Consider the following 22,233-nt stretch of genomic DNA (forward strand, 5'->3'; position numbering starts at 1 on the left):
GGGCGCCGGGGCCCGGTGGCGGTACTGCCGGGCCCCGGCGGTGGCTCCGGATCAGTCGATCTCGGTCCAGGTGAACGCGACCTCGTCGCCGTCCGACACCAGGAACTGGCAGCCGCCGACCGGGGTCGCGGTGCCGTTCACCGAGATCAGCCAGAACTCGTCGGCGGTCTGCGTGATGCCGTCGATCTGGGTGACCAGGTAGTCGTCGAACGAGGCGTACCACACGCCGTCCCAGCCGAAGCCGTTCTGCTGGGCGGCGTCGTCCAGCGCGGCGGTCGGGGTGGCGCCCGGCTCCGGGTTGGCGCCCAGGTTGGTGCCGTCGCACAGGTGCGCCCCGCCGGTCAGCGGGGTGACGGTGTGACCGGTGGTGGTCACCTCGTCGGAGAAGACGGTGCCGGCCGGGCCGGTGACGGTCAGCTGCACGGTCACCGGATCGGCGGCGGCGACCGTGCCGGTGGCTGGGGCCGGAGCGGCACCCACCAGGGCCAGTACGGCGGCCGCGGTCGCGGTGACGGTGGCGGTACGGAACATGGTTCTCCCTCGAACTCGAACGGAACGTACGGAACGAATAGAACGGACAGAAGAAGGCATCAGGGGCGGAGCGCGCCGCGCCGCCGCTGCCGGGCGAGGAGATACACGCCCGATCCGGCGGCCAGCAGCATGGCGGCGGCAGCCACCAGCGGCACCGGGTTCGCACCGGTGTTCGCCAGCCCGCCGTCCGGGGTCAGCCCGCCGGTCGCCCCGCCGGTGGCGGTGGCGCTGCCGGCGGCGGAGGTGGCGCTGCCCGAGGCGTCGGAACCGTCGGTGTCGCCCGGGCCGCCGCTGGCGCCCTGGTCACCGGTGTCGCCGTCCGAAGCGCCGCCCGTCGCGTCGTCGCCCGAACCGCCGGTGTCCGTACCGGAGTCGGCACCGCCCTCGGAGCCACCGTCCTGGCCGCCGTCCGCACCGCCGTCAGCGCCGCCCGCGGTCACATCCGCGCCGCCGGCGTCCGCACCACCGTCCGCCGCGCCGCCCGCGCCGCCGACCGTGCTGTCGCCGCCACCGTCACCGCCCTCACCGGGGCCGCAGGCGACGGGCGCCGTCTCCGCCGCGCCGCCCGCGCCGTCGATGTCACCCAGCGCCACCCCCGCCAGCGCCGGAATCACCTGGGCGGTCGCACGCAGCGCCATGCCGTCGGCCACCGGCTCCATGTAGCCGACCGCGCCCCGGTCGGCCGCGACGGCCGAGCAACCCACCTGCACACCGCGCAGCCAGGCCGTGCCGCGCTCGGCGGCGGCGTCCCGGCCGCCGCCCGCCAGCGCCTGGACGGCGAGCGCGGTGGAGTTGGAGTTGGCGGCGCTGGCCGCGTTGTAGCCCCAGCCGCCGTTCTCCTGCTGCTGCGCCTCCAGCCAGTCCAGGCCCGGCGCGGCGTCCGCCGTACGGTCCACCGCCAGCAGCGCCTGCACCGCCATGCCGGTGCTGTCGGTGTCCGCGGTGCAGCGGTCCGGGTTGCGGCGCAGCGACAGCGGATAGCCGCCGTCCGCGCAGCGCGTGGACGCCAGGAACTCCACGGTGCTCTCGGGGGCGCCCTCGGCCGTGCGGGCCAGCGCCAGCACGCCCAGGGACTGGGTGAACTGGTTGGACATGTCACCGGCGGGCCCGGCGTCCGAGAACCGGCCGGTGTCCTGCACCCGGTCCAGCAGCAGCCCCGTCAGGTCGTGGCCGCCGAAGTCGGACAGGTCGCGGTGCTCGATCGCCGCGACCAGCGCCAGCTTGGCGGTGCCGCCCGCGTTGACGGCGTCCGGGTTGCCCCGGTGGATGTAGTCGCCGGCGTTCGCCGCCAGCCAGTCGGTGGCCCGCTCGGCGGTGGCGCCGGCGGTGCCGGTGGCGGCCAGGCCCATCACGATGTCGGCGGTCAGCCCGTGGTCGGCGGACGCGTGGGTGCCCTCGGTGAGCTTGCCGACCGCCCAGGTGGCGGCGGCCTCGGCCGGGGACAGCAGCTGCTGCGGCGTCTCGTCGGCGCGGGCGGTGGCGCCCGGCAGCGCCAGTGCGGTCGCTATCAGCGCGGCGGGCAGCACGGCTGCCGCGCGTCTGCGCAGGGTCGTCATCGGGTCATGGCTCCTTGATCGGTCGAAGAGGCGAAGGTGACGGGAACGTCGAAGGCGGCGCGGCGCGCGGCGCGGCGCAGGGTGGCCAGGACGGCGGGACCCAGCACGCTCAGCGCGATCGCGTTGGTCACCGCCCGGCCGGTGTCCCAGCCGAAGGTGGAGGTGGCCAGGGTGTAGAGGAAGAAGGTGTGCAGGTTCTCCAGCGGGCCGGCCTCCGGGTCGAAAGACAGCTGGGTGCCGTCGCCCAGCGCGAACGGCCAGAACCACAGGTTCATCAGGAAGCCGAAGACGTACGCCGCCACCACCCCGTACCCGGCCAGCAGCGCGATCTCCGCCCGCCCGGTGAGCCGGCGCGGCAGCAGCCCGGCGCCCAGGCCCACCCAGCCGGCGGCCATCATCTGGAACGGCAGCCACGGGCCCACCCCGGCAGTCAGCAGCGCGGAGGCGAACAGCGAGATGGTGCCCAGCGCGTAGCCGAAGCCGGGGCCGAAGACCCGCCCGGCGAGGATCAGCAGGAAGAACACCGTCTCGATCCCGGCGGTGCCGGCGCCCAGCGGGCGCAGCGCGGCGTTGACGGCGGCCAGCACCCCCAGCAGCGCGAGCGTCTTGGGGTCGATGCCGCCCTCGGAGATCTCCGCGAGGACGACGGCCAGGATCACCGGCAGCAGCAGCACGAACATGAGCGGGGCCTGCCCGGCGTGCGCCACCGCCTGGGGCTGCGGCGGCATCAGCAGCGGCCAGCAGAACATGCCGAGCCCGATCACCGAGGCCAGCGCGAGAACGACGGCGGCCCTGGGGCCGACCCGCAGGGCGGTGGCACGCGTGACCGTACGGGGGGCCCCGCTCATCGGGTGGCCTCCCCGCTCGGGACCGGCGCGAGCGCCTGCGCCACCTGGTCGGGCGTCAGCCACGGCTGCGGCTTGAGGATCTTCGCCACCTGGGGCGCGAACGACGGGGAGGAACAGATCACGTCGGCCGTCGGGCCGTCCGCGACGATCTCGCCCTCCGCCATCACGGTCACCCGGTCCGCCGTGGCGGCCACGAACTCCACGTCATGGGTGGCGATCATCACCGCCCGGCCCTGTGCGGCCAGCTCCCGCACCACCTGCCCGAAGTGCCGCTTGGCGTGGTAGTCCAGGCCCCGGGTCGGCTCGTCCAGCAGCACCACGTCCGGCGCCGCCGTCAACTGCACCGCCAGCACCAGCGCGAGCCGCTGCCCCTCGGACAGGTCCCGTGGGTGCCGCTCCCCGGGAATGCCGGGCGTCAGCAGGTCGAGCAGCGCGCGGCAGGTGCCCGGCTCCGCCTCCGACTCGGCGTCGGCCTGCGAGCACTCGCCGTCCACCGTCTGCAGGTACAGCAGATCGGCCGCCGTCTGCGGCACCAGGCCCACCAGCGCCCGCGCCTCCCGTGCCGACACCTCACCCGGGTCCGTGCCCTTCGCCGCCACCGCGACCTCGCCGGAACGGCGCGGGCCCGAGCCCTGCAACGCCCACAGCAGCGAGGACTTGCCGGAGCCGTTGCGGCCCATCAGCGCGATGATCTCCCCGCCCCGTACCTCCAGGTCCACCTCGCGCACCGCGATGTGCTCCCCGTAGGTCACGGTGACCTTCCGCGCCGTCAGCGCGACCGCGCCGCCGCCCACCGCGCGCGGCTGCGGCGGCTGGAGCCCCGCGAGGCGTTCGCGCAGCCCGGCGGCGTGCCGGCGGGCGTCGCGCACCGACAGCGGCAGCGGGTCCCAGCCGGCGATCCGGCCCAGATGAACGATCGGCGGGGCGATGTCGGACTCCGCGATCAGCTCGGCGGGCGTCCCGGACCGCACGCCGCCGTCCCCCGGCAGGTACAGCAGCCGGTCCGCGTACTGGAGCACGCGTTCCATGCGGTGCTCGGCGATCACCACCGTGGTGCCCAGATCGTGCACCAGCCGCAGGATCGCCGACAGCACGTCCTCGGCCGCGGTCGGGTCCAGCGCGGAGGTCGGCTCGTCCAACACCAGGACGGAGGGGTGCGCGGTGAGTACCGCGCCGATCGCCACCCGCTGCTGCTGGCCGCCGGAGAGGGTACGCAGCGGGCGGTGCCGCAGCTCCGCGATGCCCAGCAGGTCCAGGGTCTCCTCGACCCGCTTGCGCATCGTGTCCGGGCCGATCGCCAACTGCTCCATGCCGTAGGCGAGTTCCTCCTCGACGGTGTCGGTGACGAACCCGGCCAGCGGGTCCTGGCCCACCACGCCCACCAGATGCGCGAACTCCTGCGGCGGCCGGTCCTGCGTGCTCTGCCCGGCGACCGTCACCCGAGGGCGCAGTTCACCGCCGGTGAACCGGGGGACCAGACCGTTGACGGCGCCCAGCAGGGTGGACTTGCCCGAGCCGGTACGCCCGGCGATCAGGCACAGCTCGCCCTCCTCGACGCGCAGATCGACCCCGGCCAGGGTGGGACGGGCGGCGCCGTCGTAGCGGAAACTCACCGAGTCGAACGTGATCATGCGCGGGTCTTCTCCTCACGGGCCGCCGCGTCCTGCGGTGCGGCGGTCTGCTGCGGGGGTGTGGACGGGGTCGGGAGCGGGGGCGGGGGCGTGAGGAAGGCGGGCAGCAGCCCCACCAGGACGGCGACGGCCGGCAGCGCGGCCACCTCGGGCCAGCTCAGCGGGGAGAGCGAGGGGTAGAGGTTGGCCGGGTCCACCCGGGTGCTCACGTACATGAGCGCACCGGCGGTGAGTCCGGAGCCGGCGGCCAGGAGTTCGCCGGTGCGCCACTGGTCGGGCCGGTAGCTGCTGCGCCGCACCCGGCGTCCGCCGAGGAGGAAACCGGTCACGGCCAGCGCGAGGCCGCCCAGCAGCAGTGGCAGCCCCAGCAGCCGGGAGGCGGAGGGGTCGAGCGTCCCGTACAGGCCGGCGCACACGCCCAGCAGACCGCCGATGACCAGCAGTCCGGTGAGCAGCCTGGCCCGGGGCGCGGTGGCGCCCAGCCGCCCGTACCCCCGGGAAGCCATGGCGGCGGCGAGGGCGAGGGAGCGGCTCAGGGCGTCTTCGAGGACCGGGATGAGGATGCCGCGCAGGGCACCGCGCCCCTTGCCGGAGGCGCCGCGCAGCCGGCGGGCGCGGCGCACCCGCTGCACGCTCTCGATCAGCTGCGGGGCGACGGTGAGGGCGACCACGACGGAGGTGCCGATCTCGTACAGCGCGCCGGGCAGGGACTTGAGCAGCCGTTTGGGGTTGGCGAGGGCGTTGGCGGCGCCGACGCAGATCACCATGGCGGCGAGCTGGAGGCCGTCGTACACCCCGCCCAGGAGTTGTTCGGCGGCGACCGGCCCCAGCAGCCTGATGCCGGCCGCGGCCTCGGGGAGCGGGATCTCGGGGAGCGTGAACAGGATGGTGGAGCCCTGGCCGCCGCCGAAGACGATGCGGAACAGTACCCGCATCACGACGATGAACGCGCCGAACAGCAGGTACATCCGGAAGGACAGCGCCCAGGGCGCGTCGGTGCGGCGGCTGACGACGACGTAGCCGGCGACGGCGATGACCAGCAGGAGCAGCACCGGGTTGGTGGTGCGGCTGGCGGCGACGGCGAGGCCGAGCGCCCACAGCCACCAGGCGCCGGGGTGCAGGGCGCGGGGGAGGGGGGTGATCACTGGTCGGTGGCCGTATCCGTGGTGCCGGTGGGGGTGGTGGAACCGGTGGGGGCGTTCGCGGCCACGCGGCGGCGCCAGGCGGTGAGTCCCGCGCCGGCGGCCAGGGCGGTGGCCAGGCCGATGGCGGCGAGGGTGCCGGCGGACGGGCCGCCTGAGCCGGCGGTGGCGGAGGGGTCGTGGGCGTCGTCCTGGCCGCTCCACTCGGCCGCCTCGGTGGGGGCGGGAGCGGGGGCGGTCTCCTCGCCGGCGGGGTCTTCCCCGGCCGCTTCGTCCCCGTCCGGGTCCGCGTCCGTGTCCTCGTCCTCCCGCTCGGCCTCGTCCGGGGCGTCGGGGCCCTCGGCGTCCGGCGCGTCGCCATCGGGTGCGTCCTGCGGGGGCTCACCGCCGGGGGCGCCGGCGGCGGTGCCGTCCTGGCCGCCGGTGGCCGAGCCGCCGGAGGCGGCGTCGCCCCCGGACCCGCCGTCGTGCGAGCCGCCCGAACCGCCGGGCGTCCCGGAGCCGCCGCCGCCGGAGGGGCTGCCGCCCGAGGCGGCGCCTCCGCCGCCCCCGCCGGGGGTGCCACTGCCGCCGCCGTCACCGCCGCCGCCGTTGTCGGCCGGGCGCTGCGGGGCGACGCCGGGCGGCGACGCCATCTCGTCCTCGTCATCGGTCAGCGCGAACGACCAGCCCTCGATGCTGCCCTCGGGCGGGGTGCGGTAGGTGGCGCCGCGCTGGCTGTACGTCCACGAACCGCCGTTGGGCGCGTGCCAGTACGACCAGTACGCGGTGGCGGGCGGGGTGTCCACGCAGCTCTCGCTGTCGGCGCCCGGCCGGCCGTTGATGCGGCAGATGAACGCGTCGCCCCAGCGGGTGGTGCCGCCGACCTCGAAGCCGGCGTTGCGCAGCGCCGCGAGACCGTCCGCCTGGGGCCCGGGGGCACAGCGCACGATCCGGCCGCCGCCCAGCCCCTGGAAGTCGACCACCACGGTGACGCCGCTGCTGTCCGGGCAGAACCCGGGGGTGCCGGCGAGCGCGACCCGGCCGGCCGGGGCCGCTGCCGCCGCCGTACCGGCGGGCCCGCCCAGCGCGGCCAGCAGGCCGAACAGCAGGCAGGCGGCCATGACACGTGCTCGGGCGCGGGCGTGGCCCCGGACGCGGGCGACGGGCATCGGATGCCTTTCCATCGGACCGGCGCGGTGCGTGGCGGGGCCCGGCATCCGCCCACACGAGAAGACCCCTGGCGCGCGTTTCGGTGACGAAAGCGGCAGGGGCCTACCAGCCGGGACGGGCTGAGGGCTCCACGCTGCGGACCGTGACAGTGAGAAGCGGGTGTTCACGCCGGCGAGCCGAGTGATCCGACTCGCGACGCGGAACGTCGCACACGGTTGCAGGTCAGTGCCGGATTTGCACCGGCTTCCCTCGGTCGTCAACGCATGAAGTTATGGATCCCCCGAAAGACGGAATCTCCGCCAGAATAGGCCGCCCACCACGGATTTGACCAGACCTTTATCTGCGCTCCGATGTGCTGGATCATGCAGGAACAACCACGCGCCGATCACGGACCGGCCGACGCGGCCGGGGTGTGTGGTGATCCAGGAACGTAAGGACGCACATGAACGTCGCACGACGGGACGCCCAATACCTGGGCCCCGAACTGGAGTTCACCGAGGACGACGCACCGGACCTGGTGCGGGCGCTACAGCGCGCGGCCCGGCGGGCCCCCGACGCCGGTGTCATCACCCTGACCCCGGACGGGACGAGCAGCACCTTCCAGACCTATCCCGAATTGTTATTGCGAGCCCGGCGACTGCTGAGCGGACTGCGCGCGCACGGAGTGCGCCCCGGCGACCCGGTCGTGCTGTGCGGACTGCCGCTCGACGCGTTCTTCCCGGCGTTCTGGGCCTGTGTGCTCGGCGGCGCCCGGCCGGTGGCGATCGCCGACCGCGCCGAGGACGGAGCCCCGGCCCTGAACCGGCTGCGCCAGGTCTGTGACCTGCTGGACGCTCCGCTGGTGCTCACCGACCGGAGCGGAGCGGCCGGTCTGAGCCGTACGGACCCCGCCCTGCGGGCCGTGGCCGCCGAGGACTGCGCCACGGGACCCGAAGCCCCCGGCCCCGACGCCGACCCCGATGCCGGCATTGTCGTGCCGGACGGCGCGGACATCGCCGTGCTGATGCTCTCCTCGGGCAGCACCGGAGCCCCCAAGGCGGCACAGCTCACCCACCACGGCCTGGCCCTGTTCGCCGCGAGCAGCCGCCGGATCCTGGACCTCGGCCCCGACGACACCACCGTCAACTGGCTCCCCGTGGACCACAGCGGCGCCTTCCTCCTCTACCACGTGCTCGCCGTCTTCACCGGGGCGACCAATGTGCACGCGCCAACGGATCTGGTGCTGGCAGATCCGCTGCGCTGGCTCGATCTCCTCGAAACCCACCGGGCCACCCACAGTTGGGCCCCCGCCTTCGGCTTCTCCCTGGTCACCGAGGCGCTGGCGGCGCCCGGCGGGGCACGCGCGCGGGACCTGAGCCGGGTGCGCTCCCTGCTCAGCGGCGGCGAACGGATCGCCGAACCCGTCATGCGCCGCTTCCTCACCGCGACCGGCCCCTTCGGGCTGCGCGCCGAACACATCACGGCCGCCTGGGGCATGGCCGAGACGACCACCGCCATCACCTTCGGGCGGCTGGACCGGCCCGGCACCGTGCAGCGCGTCCTGCGCGGCAGCCTGACCGGCGAGGTCACCCCCGCGCCGCAGGACGCCCCCGAGAGCGAGGTCCTGACCTTCGTGGCCTGCGGCGCCCCGGCGCACAGGTCGGCGATCCGGGTGGTGGACGACGCGGGCCGGGTCCTGCCCGAGCGGTGGATCGGCCGGCTCCAGGTCTCCTCGCCACGGGTCATCCCCGGCTACGCCAACGCCCCGGAGGCGGACGCCATCGCCTTCCCGGACGGCTCGCGCTGGCTGGAGACCGGCGACCTCGCCTATCTGGCGGACGGCCAGCTCGTGATGACCGGCCGCCGCAAGGACGTGATCATCCTCAACGGGCTGAACGTGCTCTCCCAGGAGGTCGAGGAGGCCGCCGCCTCCGCCGACGGAGTACGCACCGGCGATGTCGCCGCCTGCGGAGTGCCGGGGGAGGGCGACCGGGGGGAGAGCCTGGCGGTGTTCTTCGTCGGCGGCCCTGACCCGGCCACGGACGCCACGACCGCCCAGAAGATCAGGGCCGCACTGTTCGGGCGGCTGCGGCTCACGGCGGACCGGGTGATCCCGGTGCCGGCCGCCGACTTCCCACGCACCCCGGCCGGCAAGATCCGGCGGGCGGAACTGCTGGAACGCCTGCTGGCCGGGGCCTTCGACGGCCCGGAGATACCCGGCGGGGCCCCCGACGGCGGCCCCGGGACCTCCACGGGGCCTGCCCACCAGGGCCCCGACGTGCGCACCGTGGTCGCCGACGAGGTCGCGGCCGTCCTGGGGCGGCCCGTCACGGGCGCGCAGGACACCCCGTTCTACGAACTCGGCCTGGACTCCATCCGCATGGTGCGCCTGCGGGCCCGGCTGGAGGAGGCCCTGGGACGGCCGGTGCCGCAGACCGCCCTGTTCGAACACCCCACGGTGACGGCGCTGGGCGCCCGGCTGGCCGAGGACTCCGGCCCGGTGCCGGCCCCGACCGCCCCCGAAGCGGTGCGCACCGAGGCCCCCGACCGGCGGATCGCCGTCATCGGCATGGCCGCCCGCTTCCCCGGCGCCGCCGACACCGACGCCTACTGGCGCAACCTGTACGACGGCGTCGACAGCGTCCACACCTTCGCCGGGCGGGACGGCGACCGGATCCCCGTCATCGGCGCGCTCGACGGCATCGACGACTTCGACGCCGAATCCTTCGGCATCGCCCCGCGCGAGGCCGGCGCCACCCACCCCGCCCACCGGCTGTTCCTGGAGGTCTGCCGCCGGGCGCTGGAACACAGCGGCCACGCCGGGGACGAGGGCGACCAGCGGATCGGGGTGTTCGCCGGCAGCGGGATGCAGCTGTACGGCCACCAGGAGAGCGGCCCCGGGAGCGGAGCCGCCGCCGGTGACCCGGTGGAGGCGATGCAGTGGGCGATGGGCACCCAGCCCGACTTCCTCGCCACCCGCGTCGCCTACCGGCTCGGGCTCACCGGACCGGCCATCGGCGTCCAGACCGCCTGCTCCTCCTCCCTGGTCGCCGTGCACCTCGCCGCGCAGTCGCTGCTCAGCGGCGATGCCGACATGGCACTGGCGGGAGCCGCCGCCGTTCACACCGCCCAGGACGCCGGCTACCGCTCGCACCCCGGATCGATCCTGTCGCCCAGCGGCCGGTGCCGCCCCTTCGACGCCGCGGCGGACGGCACGGTGGGCGGCAACGGCGTCGCCGCCGTGGTGCTCAAGCGCCTCGACCGGGCGCTGGCCGACGGCGACACCGTGCACGCCGTGATCCTCGGCTCGGCCGTCAACAACGACGGAGCGGGCAAGGTCGGATTCAGCGCCCCCGGAGTGGCGGGCCAGGTGGCGGTGGTCCGCGACGCCCTGCGGGCGGCCGGCATCACCGGCGACACCGTCTCCTACGTCGAGGCCCACGGCACCGGTACGGCGCTGGGCGACCCGGTGGAGTTCGAGGCCCTCTCCCGCGCCCTGGGCGAGGGGACGGACCGCACCGGCTTCTGCGCCGTCGGCTCGGTGAAGTCGAGCATCGGCCATCTCGACACCTGCGCCGGCATGGCGGGGCTGATCAAGACTGTCCTGATGCTGCGTCACCGCACCCTGCTGCCGACGCTGCACCTGCGCACCCCGCACCCGGCGCTGCCGCTGACGGACGGCCCGCTCACCCTGGCCACCGCACGCGGGGCCTGGCAGCCCCGGCCCGGCATCCCGCGCCGGGCCGGCGTGAGCGCGCTGGGCGTGGGCGGCACCAACGCCCACGTGATCCTGGAGGAGGCGCCGCCGGTGCCGGCGCGCGCGGAAGCGGCGGCACGCCCCGTCCTGCTGCCCCTGTCGGCACGGGACACCGCCGCCCTGTCCGAACTCGCCGCGGAACTCGCCGCCCACCTGCGGCACCACCCCGGTCTCGACCCGGCGGACGTGGCCACGACCCTGACCCTGGGCCGGACACACCACACCGGCGCCCGCGCGGCCGTCATCGGCGAGAGCGTCGACGAACTCGTCGCCGCCCTGGAGAGCCTGGAGCCGGGCCACTCGCCCGCCCCCGCTCCCGGCCGGCTGGCCTTCGCCTTCTCCGGCCAGGGCGCGCCGGCGGGCACCCTGGAGGCCCTGGCGGCCGACTTGTCCGTCACCCAGGACGCCCCGCAGCCCCTCCTGTTCGCCACGCAGATGGCCCTGGTGGAACGGTGGGCGTCGCTCGGCGTGCGACCGGACGTGGTGCTGGCCCACAGCCTCGGCGAGTACGCGGCCCTGTGCGCGGCCGGCGGGCTGAGCGCGGCCGACGCGCTGTACCTCACGACGGAACGCGGCCGCCTGATGCACCGGCTGGCCCCGCCCGGAGGGGCGGTGGCGCTGCGCGCCGACCTGGCCACCGCCGAACGGATCGCCCGGGCCGGCGGCGTGGAGGTGGCGGCCGTCAACGGCCCGCGCTCCCTCGTGCTGTCCGGGGCGGAGTCCGCGATCGCCAGGACACGGGAACTGCTGGACGCCGAGGGCATCCGCTGGCAGGCCCTCCCGGTGGAACGGGCGTTCCACTCGGCGACGCTGGACGCGGCACTGGACGCGTTCCGCGAGCGGGCCGAGACGATCACGTTCACGCCGCTGCGGGTACCGCTGATCAGCGGCCTGGACGGCGAGGTGCGGCCGGTGGGCTGGGTGCCCGACGCGGACCACCTCATCCGGCATGCCCGCCGCCCGGTCCGCTTCGACCTGGCCATGGCCACGGCCGCCCGCGAGGGGTACCGGGACTTCCTGGAGATCGGCCCCGGCGCCACCCTGGCGGGCCTGGGCCGCCACTGTGTCCCGGACAGCCGCTGGCTGTCCGGACTGCTGCCGGCCCTGGCCGAGCTGTACCGCAGGGGCCACCCCCTGAACTGGCGGGCCCTGCCCGCCGAAGGCACCCGCGTCCCCCTCCCCGGACCCCCGCGCCGCCCCCGGACCTTCCCGGCATGGCGGCCCGAAGGACCGGGCGACACCCCACCGGTGCGGACCCAGGCCCCGGCCCCGGCCGAGGAGGCCATGACCCACGGTGGCCCGGCATCTTCGGCCCCGACACCGGGCGATGCCGCCGGCCGGGCGCCGTCCCCGGACAACCTGAGTGAGGAGCGTGCACCGGTGCCCGAGGTGTCGGTCGACGGTCCGGGATCGCCCGGACCGGCAGGAGCGGCGCAGACCGGCTCCGCCCGGGCGGACGGACCCGTCGCGCCCCGAGGGAACGGGCCCTCCCCGCACGGAGCGCAGCCGCCCGCGCCCACACCCGGGGCCGGGCCGTCCACCGAAGCCGATGTCCTGGCGGTGGTCGCCGAGCTGACGGCGCGCAAACTCGGCGTGGAAGCCGAGGACGTCCGCCCGGACTCCTCCTTCTTCACCCTGGGCGCCGACTCGCTCGCGCTCATGGGCATGACGGCCGAACTGTCGCAGCGGTACGGCGTACGCATCCCCGTACGCGATCTGTTCTCGGACGCGGACACCCCGCAACGCCTCGCCGCCCTGATCACGGCCCGGGGCGGCACCGCACCACAGCCCGCGTCCTCAGCGCCGTCCACGCCGTCGAGCGGCATGGACACCGCCCCTGCGGCGGACACGCCGTCCGCGGCGATATCCGCCGACGGGGCCGGCGCACCGGACCGGCCGAGCGGGTCACACCGCCCGCCGGCCGCCGCCCCCGCCGGTGAGGCGCCTGCGGCCCCCGCACCGCGAGGCGAGGTCGCACCGGCGGTGTCGCCGCAGGTGACCGGCGCGACGGCGGCCACCGATGTGGTCGTCGAGCAACTGCGCACCACCCGTCACCTCGTGGACCAGGTGACCGAGCTGATGTCCCGCCAGCTCGACCTGCTCTCGGCCGGCAGCACGCCGGGCGAGCCGCAGGCCGAGCCGGTCGCTTCGGCGGCCCGCGACCGGGAGCCGGCCGCCACGCTCCCGTCCGTGCCGGCCACCGCGCCCGAGCCCGTGGCGCCACCCGCCGCCCCGGCCCCCGTGGTACCGGCACCCGGCCGCCCCGCGCCCGCGATCACCCGGGCCCCGGCCCCCGCCCCCACCGCCGCCCCGGACGGCGCGCCCGATTTCAGCCTGTACTTCTTCGGCGACTACCCCGAGGAGCAGCAGCGCGACAAGTACGAACTGATCATGGCGGCCGGTGAGTTCGCCGACCAGCACGGCTTCCACGCCCTGTGGTTCCCCGAACGGCACTTCGACTCCTTCGGCGCGCTGTTCCCCAACCCCTCCGTGCTGGCCGCCGCACTCGCGGCCAGGACCCGGCGGGTACGGCTGCACGCCGGCTCCGTCGTGCTGCCCCTGCACCATCCCGCCCGGGTCGCCGAGGAGTGGTCCGTCGTGGACAACATCTCCGGCGGCCGGGCCGGCATCTGCGTCGCCAGCGGCTGGCACGCCCGCGACTTCGCGCTCGCACCGCAGAACTACGGCAAGCACCGCGAGCTGATGTACGAACAGCTGGAGACGGTGCGGCAGCTGTGGTCCGGCGACCCGGTGGAGGTCACCGCCGGGGACGGCACAGCCACCGAGATACGGCTGCACCCGCGCCCCCTCCAGGAACAACCACCGCTGTACGTGGCCGTCGTCGGCAACCCGGACAGCTACCGCCGGGCCGCCCGCGAGGACCTCGGCGTCGTCACCAACCTGATGGCGCAGACCGTCGAGCAGCTCGCCGAGAACATCGCCCTCTACCGGCGCACCCGCGCCGAACACGGCCTGGACCCGGCGGCCGGACGCGTCGTGGTACTCGTGCACACCTTCCTCGGCGAGGACGCCGCGGCGGCCAGGGCCGAGGCGTACCAGCCTTTCCTCTCCTATCTGCGTTCCTCGCTGGCCCTGTTCAACCAGGTCACCAACAGCCTCGGCGTCGAGGTTGATCTGGAGAACACCGACCCCGAGGACGTCGACTTCCTGCTCGGCCGCGCCTACGAGCGGTACTGCGATGACCGCGCCCTGATCGGCGACGAGCAGGGCGCCGCCGCGATCGTCCGGTCCCTGACCGACGCGGGCGCCGACGAGATCGCCTGCTTCGTCGACTTCGGCGTCGCCCCCCAGCGGGTGCTCGACGCACTGCCGCTGCTCGACCGGCTGCGCACCTCCCTGCCCACCGGACGCCAGGCACTGACCCCGGCCCAACGGCGGATCTGGGTGCAGGAACAACTCCAGCCCGGCACCCGCATGTACCACGAGCCCAAGGCCATCCGCCTGGACGGCCCCCTGGACCCGGCCGCCGTCCGGGGCGCCCTGGAGCGGGTCATCGCCCGCCAGCCGGCGCTGCGTACGGTCTTCCCCCAGTCCGACGGCGTCCCCCACCGGGAGGTACGGGAGCGGATCACGATCGAGCTGCCGGTGGACGACCACAGCGGCGCCACCGAGGAAGCGGCCCTGCGCGCCGTCCTCGACCGCACCTCGGGCGAGGTCCTCGACCTCGCGCGGGGCCCGCTGCTGGCCGCACGGCTGCTGCGCCTGGCACCGGACCGGCACCTGCTGTTCCTCGTCGTCCACCACCTGATCGTGGACTCCGCCTCCACGGCCGTCCTCGCCCGCGACCTCACCGCCGAACTGCGGTCCTGGCCGCTGCCCGCCGGCCTGCCACCGCTCACCCCCTCCGCCGTCCCGCCGCCACCGGGGCCCGAACGGATCGCCGCCGACCTGGAGTTCTGGCGCGGTGAACTCGCCGGCGCGCCCGACCTGACGCTGCCCACCGACCACCCGCGCCCGGCGGTGCGCACCGGCGCCGGGGCCGCGCTCAGCCACGAGCTGGACGGCGCGCTGATGGCGGACCTGGGCCGGTACTGCGCCGAGCGGCGCGCCACCGTGTTCATGGCCATGATCGCCGCCATCGGCGCGGTGCTCGGCCGCTTCAGCGGCACCACCGACCTCGTCCTCGGGACGGCGGTCGACGCCCGGCCCCCGGACGCCGCGCACGAGGTCGGACTCTTCCTCGACACCGTCGCGCTGCGCGTCGATCTCACCGGCGACCCCGACTTCGGGACGGTGCTGCACCGGGTGCGGGACCGCAGCATGGCCGCCTACGAACACCGCGAGGTGCCCTTCGACGACCTGGTCCACGCCCTGAACCCGCGCCGCGACCCGGGCCGCAACCCGCTGTTCCAGGTGATGGTGGAGTACGAGCGGCAGACCGCGTCCGACCTGCTGGACGTCCCCAGCGACCGCGCGCCGTTCGACCTGAGCTTCTACCTCACCCACCACGGTGACGGGCTGCGGTTCATGGCCGAGTACGACACCGCGCTCTTCACCGAACGCACCGTGCGCCGCCTGATCGGCTCCGTCGAGCAGACACTGCGCCACCTCCTGCGAACCCCGGACGCGCCGCTGTCCGAACTGACGGCACTGACCGACGCCGACCGGGCCGAACTGCTCGCCCACCACACCCCGGAACCGCCCGCCCACCCCGGCGCGGACGACACCCTGCACGCGCTGTTCGAGCGGCAGGCCGGGCGGACCCCGGACGCCCCCGCCCTGCGCACGGCGGCCGACGGGACCACCCTCACGTACGGCGAACTGCGCGACCGTGCCCACGCCCTCGCCCATCTGCTGCGCGCCCAGGGCGCACGGCGCGGCGAGCGGGTCGCCGTGCTGCTGCCGCGCGGCCCCGAGCTGATCACCGCGCTGCTGGCGGTCCTGGGCAGCGGCGCCGCCTATCTGCCGCTCGACCCGGCGCTGCCGGCGGCCCGCCTGGCGGAGCTCGTACGGGACGGCGGGCCCACGCTGCTGCTCAGCGGCGCGGGGCTGCCCACCGAGCAGTACGGTGCCCTCGCCGCGGAGACCGGGGTGCCCGTGCTGCTGATGCCGCAGACCCTGGACACGGCCGGCGCCCACGGCGGGCCGCCGGAGGATCCCGCGGGCCCCGACGACCCGGCGTACTGCCTCTACACCTCCGGCTCCACCGGCCGCCCCAAGGGCGTGATCGTGCCGCACCGCGGCCCGGCCATGCTGGTACGCGGCCATCTGGCGGCGCATCCCGCGCTGCGTACCCTCCAGTGGACCTCGCCCGCCTTCGACGTCAGCGTGCAGGAGATCTTCACCACCCTGGCGTCCGGCGCCGAACTCGTCCTGATCGACGAGGCGGTACGGCACGACCCGGCCGCCGTCGCGGCGGCGGTGCGCGAGCACGCGGTGGAGCGGATGTTCATGCCCTGCACGCCGCTGCGCTATCTGATGGAGACGGAGCCCCGCCTGCCGTCCCTGCGCGAGCTGTTCTCGGCCGGGGAACCCCTGGAGCTCACCCCCGCCTTCCGGCGCTTCCGCGCCGCCCATCCGCAGTGCGAACTGTTCAATCAGTACGGGCCCACCGAGGGGTCGATCGTCGTCACCTCGCACCGGGTGAGCGAGGAGAGGCCGCCGATCGGCCGTCCGCTCCCCGGGGTACGGATCCGGCTGCTGGACGACGCCGGGGCCGAGGTCCCGGTGGGCGCGGTCGGCGAGATCGAGATCGGCGGCCCCGCGGTGGCGCACGGCTACCACCGCAGGCCCGACGAGACCGCCGCCGTCTTCGCCACCGGTCCGGACGGTGTGCGGACGTACCGCACGGGGGATCTCGGCCGCTGGCGGGCGGACGGCACCCTCGCCTTCCTGGGGCGCACCGATGACCAGGTGAAGATCCGCGGGTTCCGGGTGGAACCGGCCGAGGCGCGCGCGGCGCTGACCCGGCTGCCCGGCGTCCGGGAGGCGGCGGTGCTCGCCCGCCGCGACCGGCGCGGTGAGGCCGAACTGGTCGCGTACGTGGTGACGGACGCGGGGACGGACACCGGCACGCTGCGGGCCGCGCTCCGCGACGTCCTGCCGGGTCATCTGGTGCCCCGGCACTGGGTGCCGCTGGAGCGGCTGCCGGTGAACGCCTCGGGCAAGCTGGACCGGGACCGGCTTCCCGACCTGGCCCCGGCCACCGGCGGCGACGGTGCGGACCCCGGTGGGCCGGTCGAGGAGCCCGGCACTCCGCTGGAGAAGTCGCTGCACGACCTGTGGTGCGACGAGCTGGACCTGCCCGGCGGCATCTCCGTGACCCGGTCCTTCTTCCAGCTCGGCGGCCACTCGCTCGGCGCCATCCGGCTGGTGCACCGGATGAACGAGGAGCACGGCCGCACCGGCCGTACGCTCACGATGGCCGGCTTCTTCGGGGCCCCCACGATCCGGGCCGCCGCCGCGTACTTCGAGACCGAGACCGAGACCGGAGCCGCGGCCGGGAGCGCGATCGCGACGGGCGCCGGTCCGCGCACCGGCGTCGCGACCGGGCAGGAAGGGCCGAGCGGGGTGGAGACGGTGCCCGCGACGTCCCTGCTGCGGCGGCTGGCACAGCGGCACCGGGCGAACCCCAACCCGGCCGTCTACAACGTCGCCCACCGCCTGGAGCTGACCGGGGACCTCGACCCGGCCGCCTTGACCGGCGCGCTGCGCGCCCTGGTGGCGCGGCACGCCGCGCTGCGGCTGCGACTGGCCGGCGAGCGGGCCGAGTTCCCGGCGGACGTTCCCTTCGACGTCCCCGTGGCGGACCTGACCGAGACGGACGCCGACGCCTGGTGCCAGGAGGCCGCCGGGCAGCCCTTCGATCTGGAGCGGGCCCCGCTGTTCCGCTTCCGGCTCGGCCGCATCGCCCCGGACCGCTGGCTGCTGGTGGTGGTGCTGCACCACGCCGTCTGCGACGGCTGGTCGATGGGCCTCCTGTGGCGCGACCTGTCCGCCCTGTACGCGGGCCGGACCCTGCCGCGGCCGGCGGCCGACTTCCCGGAGTACGCCCGCTGGGCGGCCGAACAGCTGACCGGGGAACGCCGCGCCGCACTGGAGCGGTTCTGGCGCGCCGAACTGGACGGGGTGCCGCTGCGGCCCGTGCTCCCCTACGATCGCCCGCGCCCGCCGGTGCTGTCGGGGCGGGGCGCGCTGCACACCTTCACCCTGGACGGCGAGCTGCCGGCCAGGGTCCGGGAGACGGCCACGGAGCTGGGCGGCACCCCGTACACGGTGCTGGCCGGAGCGTTCGCCGTATGGCTGGCCCGGCTCGGCGGCCGGTCCGATGTGGTGCTGGCGGCGTCCAGCGCCAACCGGGCGGCCCGCCGGGAGCACGAGGAGGTGTTCGGCATGCTGGGCGAGGCGGTGGCGCTGCGCGCCCGGCTCCCCGAGGCGGACACGTTCGCCCACCTGGTGGCGCGACTGGGGCCCGCGCTGTTCACGGCGATGGACCATCAGGCGCTGCCGCTGGCGGAGGTCGTGCGGCTGGTGGCACCGGAGTACGGGGCCGGACCGTTCCCCGCGGTGCTGTTCACGGTGGTGACCACCGAACCGCCCGCCGTGGAGCTGCCCGGGGTCCGCACGACCGTACGGCCGCTGCCGGTCGCCGGCACCGCGCGGACCGAGCTGTACGTGGTGCTGACCCCGCACCCCGACCGGCTCACCGTGACCCTGGAGTACTCCACGGATCTGTTCGAGGCCGCCACGATCGAGGCGTGGGGAGGTGATCTCGCCGCTCTGCTGGCGCGGCTGCTGGCCGATCCGCACGCCCCGCTGCCCGGCACCGGCGGGGACGACGCGCGGTAGGGTCGGGCGCCGGCGGCACGGCATCCGTGCCGCCGGCGGCGATCGAGCGGACAAGGGGCCGGCATGGCACGGGGGAGCGGCAGAGCGGACACCTGGCTGATCGTGCTCGGGCAGAGCAGCCAGGCGCTCGGCATGGGCGGCATCGCCCTGTTCCTTCCGCTCATCCGCGAGGACCTGGGGCTGTCCTTCGCCCAGGCCGGGCAGCTCGCCGCCATCGCGACGCTCGTGTACGCCCTGATGCAGGTGCCCGCGGGCTGGCTGACGGACCGCTACTCGCCGAAGCTGCTGTTCTGCGTGGGGGTGGTGGGCACCAACGCGATGGCGCTGGCCTTCGCGGTCCTCCACCCCTACGGCTGGCTGCTGGCGGTGCAGGCGGTGTCGGGACTGTTCCGCTCCCTGATCTTCGCCCCGGGCATGATGCTCATCAGGGAGCAGTTCCCGGCCGACCGCAAGGCCACGGCGATGGGCCTGTACGTGGCGGGCGGCTTCGCCTCCAGCGTGCTGCTGAACGCCCTGGGCCCGCTGGTGGTCGGCCCGCTCGGCTGGCGCTGGCTGTTCGTGATCTTCGGTGCGACCGGGGTGCTGTGGGCGGTGCTCTACCACCGGGTGGGCACCGATCCGCACCGCGAACCCGGGTCGTTCCCCCGGTTCACGGAGATCCGGCGCCTGTTCGGGCATCCGGCGCTGTGGCTGATCGGTGTCATCCAGTTCGCCCGGCTGGCCACCGCGCAGGGGCTGGCCTTCTGGCTGCCGAGCTATCTGGTGGCCGAGCACGACATGTCCCTGTCGGGTGCGGGGGCGATCGCGGCCGTCAGCGCGCTGATCACCGCGCCGTCCAATCTGCTGGGCGGCTGGCTCTCGGACCGGCTGGGCCGCCCGCTGCTGGTCATCACCATCGCGCTGAGCGCGCTGTGCGCCTCGCTGGCCGTACTGCCGCTGGTGGACGGGGTGCTGCCGCTGCTGCTGGTGATCGGGGTGAACGCCTTGTTCGTGCAGCTGTACTTCGGCCCGCTGTTCGGTGTGGGGCTGCACTATCTGGGGCAGCGCACGGCGGGCTTCAGCTCCGGGTTCGGAAACTTCTGTGCCAACGCCGGGGGCTTCGCCGCCATTTCCGCCCTGGGCACGATCAAGGACAGCACGGGGTCCTTCACGCTGGGGTTCCAGTTGCTGGCAGGTCTGTACGCCGCGGGCCTGCTCGCCGTCCTGGCCCTGACCCGCACCACCCCGCTGACCGAGGAACCCAGCGCCACCCCTGCCGCCACCACCAGCCCCGGCGAACAGCCGGGCCCTGCGGCCCGGTTGCCGTAGGGCTCCTGCCGGCGCGCGCCGCCCCCGTACCCCTGCGGTACGGGGGCGCTCTTCTGCCCGCCCCATGTGACCCACGTCACTCTTGACCACCCCATTGACCGCTGTCATAGTTTCGGCCAGATGGACAGTCGGTCAAATGGTCAGACCAAGGTCGAGGCCGATCAGTGAACGGCCGACCGACCGACCGGAGCACGTCAAAGGAGCCGGAGCCGCATGAACCTGCACACCCTTCTCACCCAGCGCACCGAGGAATCCGGGCCCATCCGGGTCGGGGTCATCGGCGCCGGCAAGTTCTCCTCCATGTTCCTCACCCAGGCCGTGGGCACCCCCGGCATCCACGTCGTCGGCGTCGCCGACCTCAGCGTGGACCGCGCCCGCGCCGCCCTGGACCGCACCGGCTGGCCCGCCGAACGCTACGCCGCCGCCTCCTTCGACGAGGCGCTGCGCACCGGCGGCACCCACGTCACCGACAGCGCCGACGCCCTCATCGACGTGCCGGGCCTGGAAGTCATCCTGGAGATCACCGGCAACCCCCTCGCCGGCGCCTACCACGCCGAGCGCGCCATCGAGGCCGGCCGCCACGTCGTCATGGTCAATGTCGAGGCCGACTGCATGGTCGGACCCGTCCTGGCCGAAAAAGCCCGCAAGGCCGGCGTCGTCTACACCATGGCCTACGGCGATCAGCCCGCCCTCATCAACGAGCTGGTCGACTGGTGCCGCACCGTCGGCTTCGACGTGGTCGCCGCCGGCAAGGGCACCAAGTATCTGCCGGAGTACAACCACTCCACCCCCGACACCGTCTGGGACTACTACGGCTTCACCGCCGAGCAGCTCGCCACCGGCGACTTCAACCCGAAGATGTTCAACTCCTTCCTCGACGGCACCAAGTCAGCCATCGAGATGGCAGCCGTGGCGAACGCCACCGGCCTCAAGCCCCAGGACGAAGGGCTGTTCTTCCCGCCCGTCGACGTGGACGACCTCTCCACCCTCCTGCGCCCCAGGGAACTGGGCGGCACCCTCACCCGCAAGGGCACCGTCGAGGTGATCTCCTCCCTCAACCGCGACGGCACCGACCTCGCCCGCGACCTGCGCTGGGGCGTGTACATCACCTTCGAGGCCCGCACCGACTACGCGGTGCAGTGCTTCGCCGAGTACGGCGTGAAGACAGACCCGACCGGCCGGTACGGATCGCTGTACCGCCCGTACCACATGATCGGCCTGGAACTCGGGGTCTCCGTCGCCTCCGCCGTCCTGCGCGGCGAGGCCACCGGAGCGGCCCGCGACTTCCACGGCGATGTCGTCTCCGTCGCCAAACGCGACCTCAAGGCCGGCGAGGTGCTCGACGGCGAAGGCGGCTACATGGTCTTCGGCAAACTCGCCCCGGCCGCCGCCTCCCTCGCGTCCCGCGCCCTGCCCATGGGCCTGGCGCACGGCAACACCCTCACCCGCGACGTGCCCGCCGGCGCCGTGGTCAGCTACGACGACGTCACGGTCGACGAGACCGCCACCGCCGTCCGGCTGCGCCGCGAGCTGGAAGCCGCCGCCCGGACCACCAGGTAAGGGGCGATCCCTCATGAGCGGAAGGAACGGGAAGGTACGCGACGGCCCCGTCTAGGGTGGATCAACGCCCGGCACCATCGCGTCTGTGAGGGACAAAAGTGAACGCATCGCATCAGGAGCCCTGGGAACCGGTCCGCAAGGTCCGCACCTATGAGCAGGTGATGGCCCAGATCGAGAAGCGGATCACCGACGGCCATCTGGGGCCGGGCGACCGGCTGCCGAGCGAACGGGAATTCTCCCAGCTGCTCGGCGTCAGCCGCCCCTCACTGCGCGAAGCCCTCCGCGTCCTGCAAGCCCTCGGCATCGTCGAGGTCCGCACCGGCGGCGGCCCCGAAGGCGGATCCGTCTTCGTCGGCCACCCCGGCTCCGGCTTCGCCGACCTGCTGCGACTGCAACTCGCCCTCGGGCACTTCAGCGACACCGACGTCCTGCAGACCAGGCTCGCCCTGGAGGTCTGGGTAGCCGCCGAAGCCGCCCGGCACGCCACCACCGAAGACACCGACCGGCTGCGAGCGATCCTCGACCGGATGGACGCCCCGGAGCTGACCGCCCGGGAATTCAACCGCCTCGACGCCGAATTCCACGTGATCATCGCCGAATCGGCCGGCAACGTCCTGACCGCCCACCTCATGGGATCACTCCGGACCGCCATCCAGCGCCGGATGATCGACGCCTACGAACGCCTGGACGACTGGCGCGAGACCGCCACCACCGTCCGGAAGGAGCACCGCAGCATCCTCGACGCGATCGAACGCCACGACACCGAAGGCGCGGTCGCCACCGTACGAGCCCACATCACTGACTTCTACGCAGACATCTACGGAATCGGTAACGTCGCCGGATCCCGCACCACCACCACCTAGCCGCCCACCGCTCACACGGCGGCCCCGGGGGCGGGGGCGGCTGCCGGACGGCGCACCGGGCACACCGGCCGGAGTCCCCCCGGCCCGCACGTATCGG

General features: G+C 74.6%; 10 protein-coding genes. 4 read left to right on the forward strand and 6 right to left on the reverse strand.

Translation table 11 applies throughout. The features are described from left to right. Positions 1 to 51: 51 nt before the first annotated feature. The 6 genes from ACTFAP_RS25525 to ACTFAP_RS25550 are packed head-to-tail and all read right to left on the reverse strand — an operon-like array spanning position 52 to position 6,859. Positions 52 to 531 (reverse strand): DUF4430 domain-containing protein, encoded by a 480-nt coding sequence (locus ACTFAP_RS25525; RefSeq protein WP_262832968.1) that lies wholly within the window; start codon positions 529 to 531, stop codon positions 52 to 54. Between the two features lie 59 nt (positions 532 to 590). After that, positions 591 to 2,087 (reverse strand): prenyltransferase/squalene oxidase repeat-containing protein, encoded by a 1,497-nt coding sequence (locus ACTFAP_RS25530; protein ID WP_500467524.1) that lies wholly within the window; start codon positions 2,085 to 2,087, stop codon positions 591 to 593. Next, positions 2,084 to 2,935 carry an ECF transporter S component gene (locus ACTFAP_RS25535; RefSeq protein ID WP_390122223.1) on the reverse strand — a complete coding sequence of 284 codons (852 nt, stop codon included), beginning with the start codon at positions 2,933 to 2,935 and terminating at the stop codon, positions 2,084 to 2,086. Before ACTFAP_RS25535 ends, ACTFAP_RS25530 begins: the two co-directional genes overlap by 4 nt. Then, positions 2,932 to 4,566, reverse strand: a complete 1,635-nt coding sequence (locus tag ACTFAP_RS25540; RefSeq protein WP_500467525.1) for an ABC transporter ATP-binding protein — start codon at positions 4,564 to 4,566, stop codon at positions 2,932 to 2,934. Before ACTFAP_RS25540 ends, ACTFAP_RS25535 begins: the two co-directional genes overlap by 4 nt. Then, a complete protein-coding gene (locus ACTFAP_RS25545) occupies positions 4,563 to 5,711 on the reverse strand; it encodes a CbiQ family ECF transporter T component (protein ID WP_500467526.1) in 1,149 nt (382 codons plus the stop codon). The genes ACTFAP_RS25540 and ACTFAP_RS25545 overlap by 4 nt, the downstream gene beginning before the upstream one ends. Further along, positions 5,708 to 6,859 carry an SCO2322-related protein gene (locus tag ACTFAP_RS25550; RefSeq protein ID WP_500467527.1) on the reverse strand — a complete coding sequence of 384 codons (1,152 nt, stop codon included), beginning with the start codon at positions 6,857 to 6,859 and terminating at the stop codon, positions 5,708 to 5,710. Before ACTFAP_RS25550 ends, ACTFAP_RS25545 begins: the two co-directional genes overlap by 4 nt. 443 nt (positions 6,860 to 7,302) lie before the next feature. On the opposite strand from ACTFAP_RS25550, the gene ACTFAP_RS25555 reads away from it, so the two are divergent. The 4 genes from ACTFAP_RS25555 (at position 7,303) to ACTFAP_RS25570 (ending at position 22,136) form a co-directional block, all read left to right on the forward strand. Further along, the gene (locus ACTFAP_RS25555) at positions 7,303 to 18,405 is read left to right on the forward strand and encodes an amino acid adenylation domain-containing protein (RefSeq protein WP_500467528.1); all 11,103 of its coding nucleotides are present in this window, start codon (positions 7,303 to 7,305) and stop codon (positions 18,403 to 18,405) included. 63 nt (positions 18,406 to 18,468) lie between these two features. Next, positions 18,469 to 19,713 (forward strand): MFS transporter, encoded by a 1,245-nt coding sequence (locus tag ACTFAP_RS25560; RefSeq protein WP_500467529.1) that lies wholly within the window; start codon positions 18,469 to 18,471, stop codon positions 19,711 to 19,713. Between the two features lie 213 nt (positions 19,714 to 19,926). After that, positions 19,927 to 21,273, forward strand: a complete 1,347-nt coding sequence (locus ACTFAP_RS25565; RefSeq protein ID WP_495682505.1) for an SAF domain-containing protein — start codon at positions 19,927 to 19,929, stop codon at positions 21,271 to 21,273. Positions 21,274 to 21,371: 98 nt separating this feature from the next. After that, entirely contained in the window at positions 21,372 to 22,136 is a 765-nt protein-coding gene (locus ACTFAP_RS25570) for an FCD domain-containing protein (protein WP_495682506.1), read from the forward strand. The last annotated feature ends 97 nt before the right edge of the window (positions 22,137 to 22,233 follow it).

Source organism: Streptomyces sp. PH9007 (assembly GCF_059813725.1).

Bases quoted from the DNA above. Each gene is read 5' to 3' on its own strand.
- ACTFAP_RS25560 (WP_500467529.1), top strand. From the start codon at position 18,469: ATGGCACGGGGGAGCGGCAGAGCGGACACCTGGCTGATCGTGCTCGGG.
- ACTFAP_RS25565 (WP_495682505.1), top strand. From the start codon at position 19,927: ATGAACCTGCACACCCTTCTCACCCAGCGCACCGAGGAATCCGGGCCC.
- ACTFAP_RS25530 (WP_500467524.1), bottom strand. From the start codon at position 2,087: ATGACGACCCTGCGCAGACGCGCGGCAGCCGTGCTGCCCGCCGCGCTG.
- ACTFAP_RS25550 (WP_500467527.1), bottom strand. From the start codon at position 6,859: ATGCCCGTCGCCCGCGTCCGGGGCCACGCCCGCGCCCGAGCACGTGTC.
- ACTFAP_RS25555 (WP_500467528.1), top strand. From the start codon at position 7,303: ATGAACGTCGCACGACGGGACGCCCAATACCTGGGCCCCGAACTGGAG.
- ACTFAP_RS25535 (WP_390122223.1), bottom strand. From the start codon at position 2,935: ATGAGCGGGGCCCCCCGTACGGTCACGCGTGCCACCGCCCTGCGGGTC.
- ACTFAP_RS25525 (WP_262832968.1), bottom strand. From the start codon at position 531: ATGTTCCGTACCGCCACCGTCACCGCGACCGCGGCCGCCGTACTGGCC.
- ACTFAP_RS25540 (WP_500467525.1), bottom strand. From the start codon at position 4,566: ATGATCACGTTCGACTCGGTGAGTTTCCGCTACGACGGCGCCGCCCGT.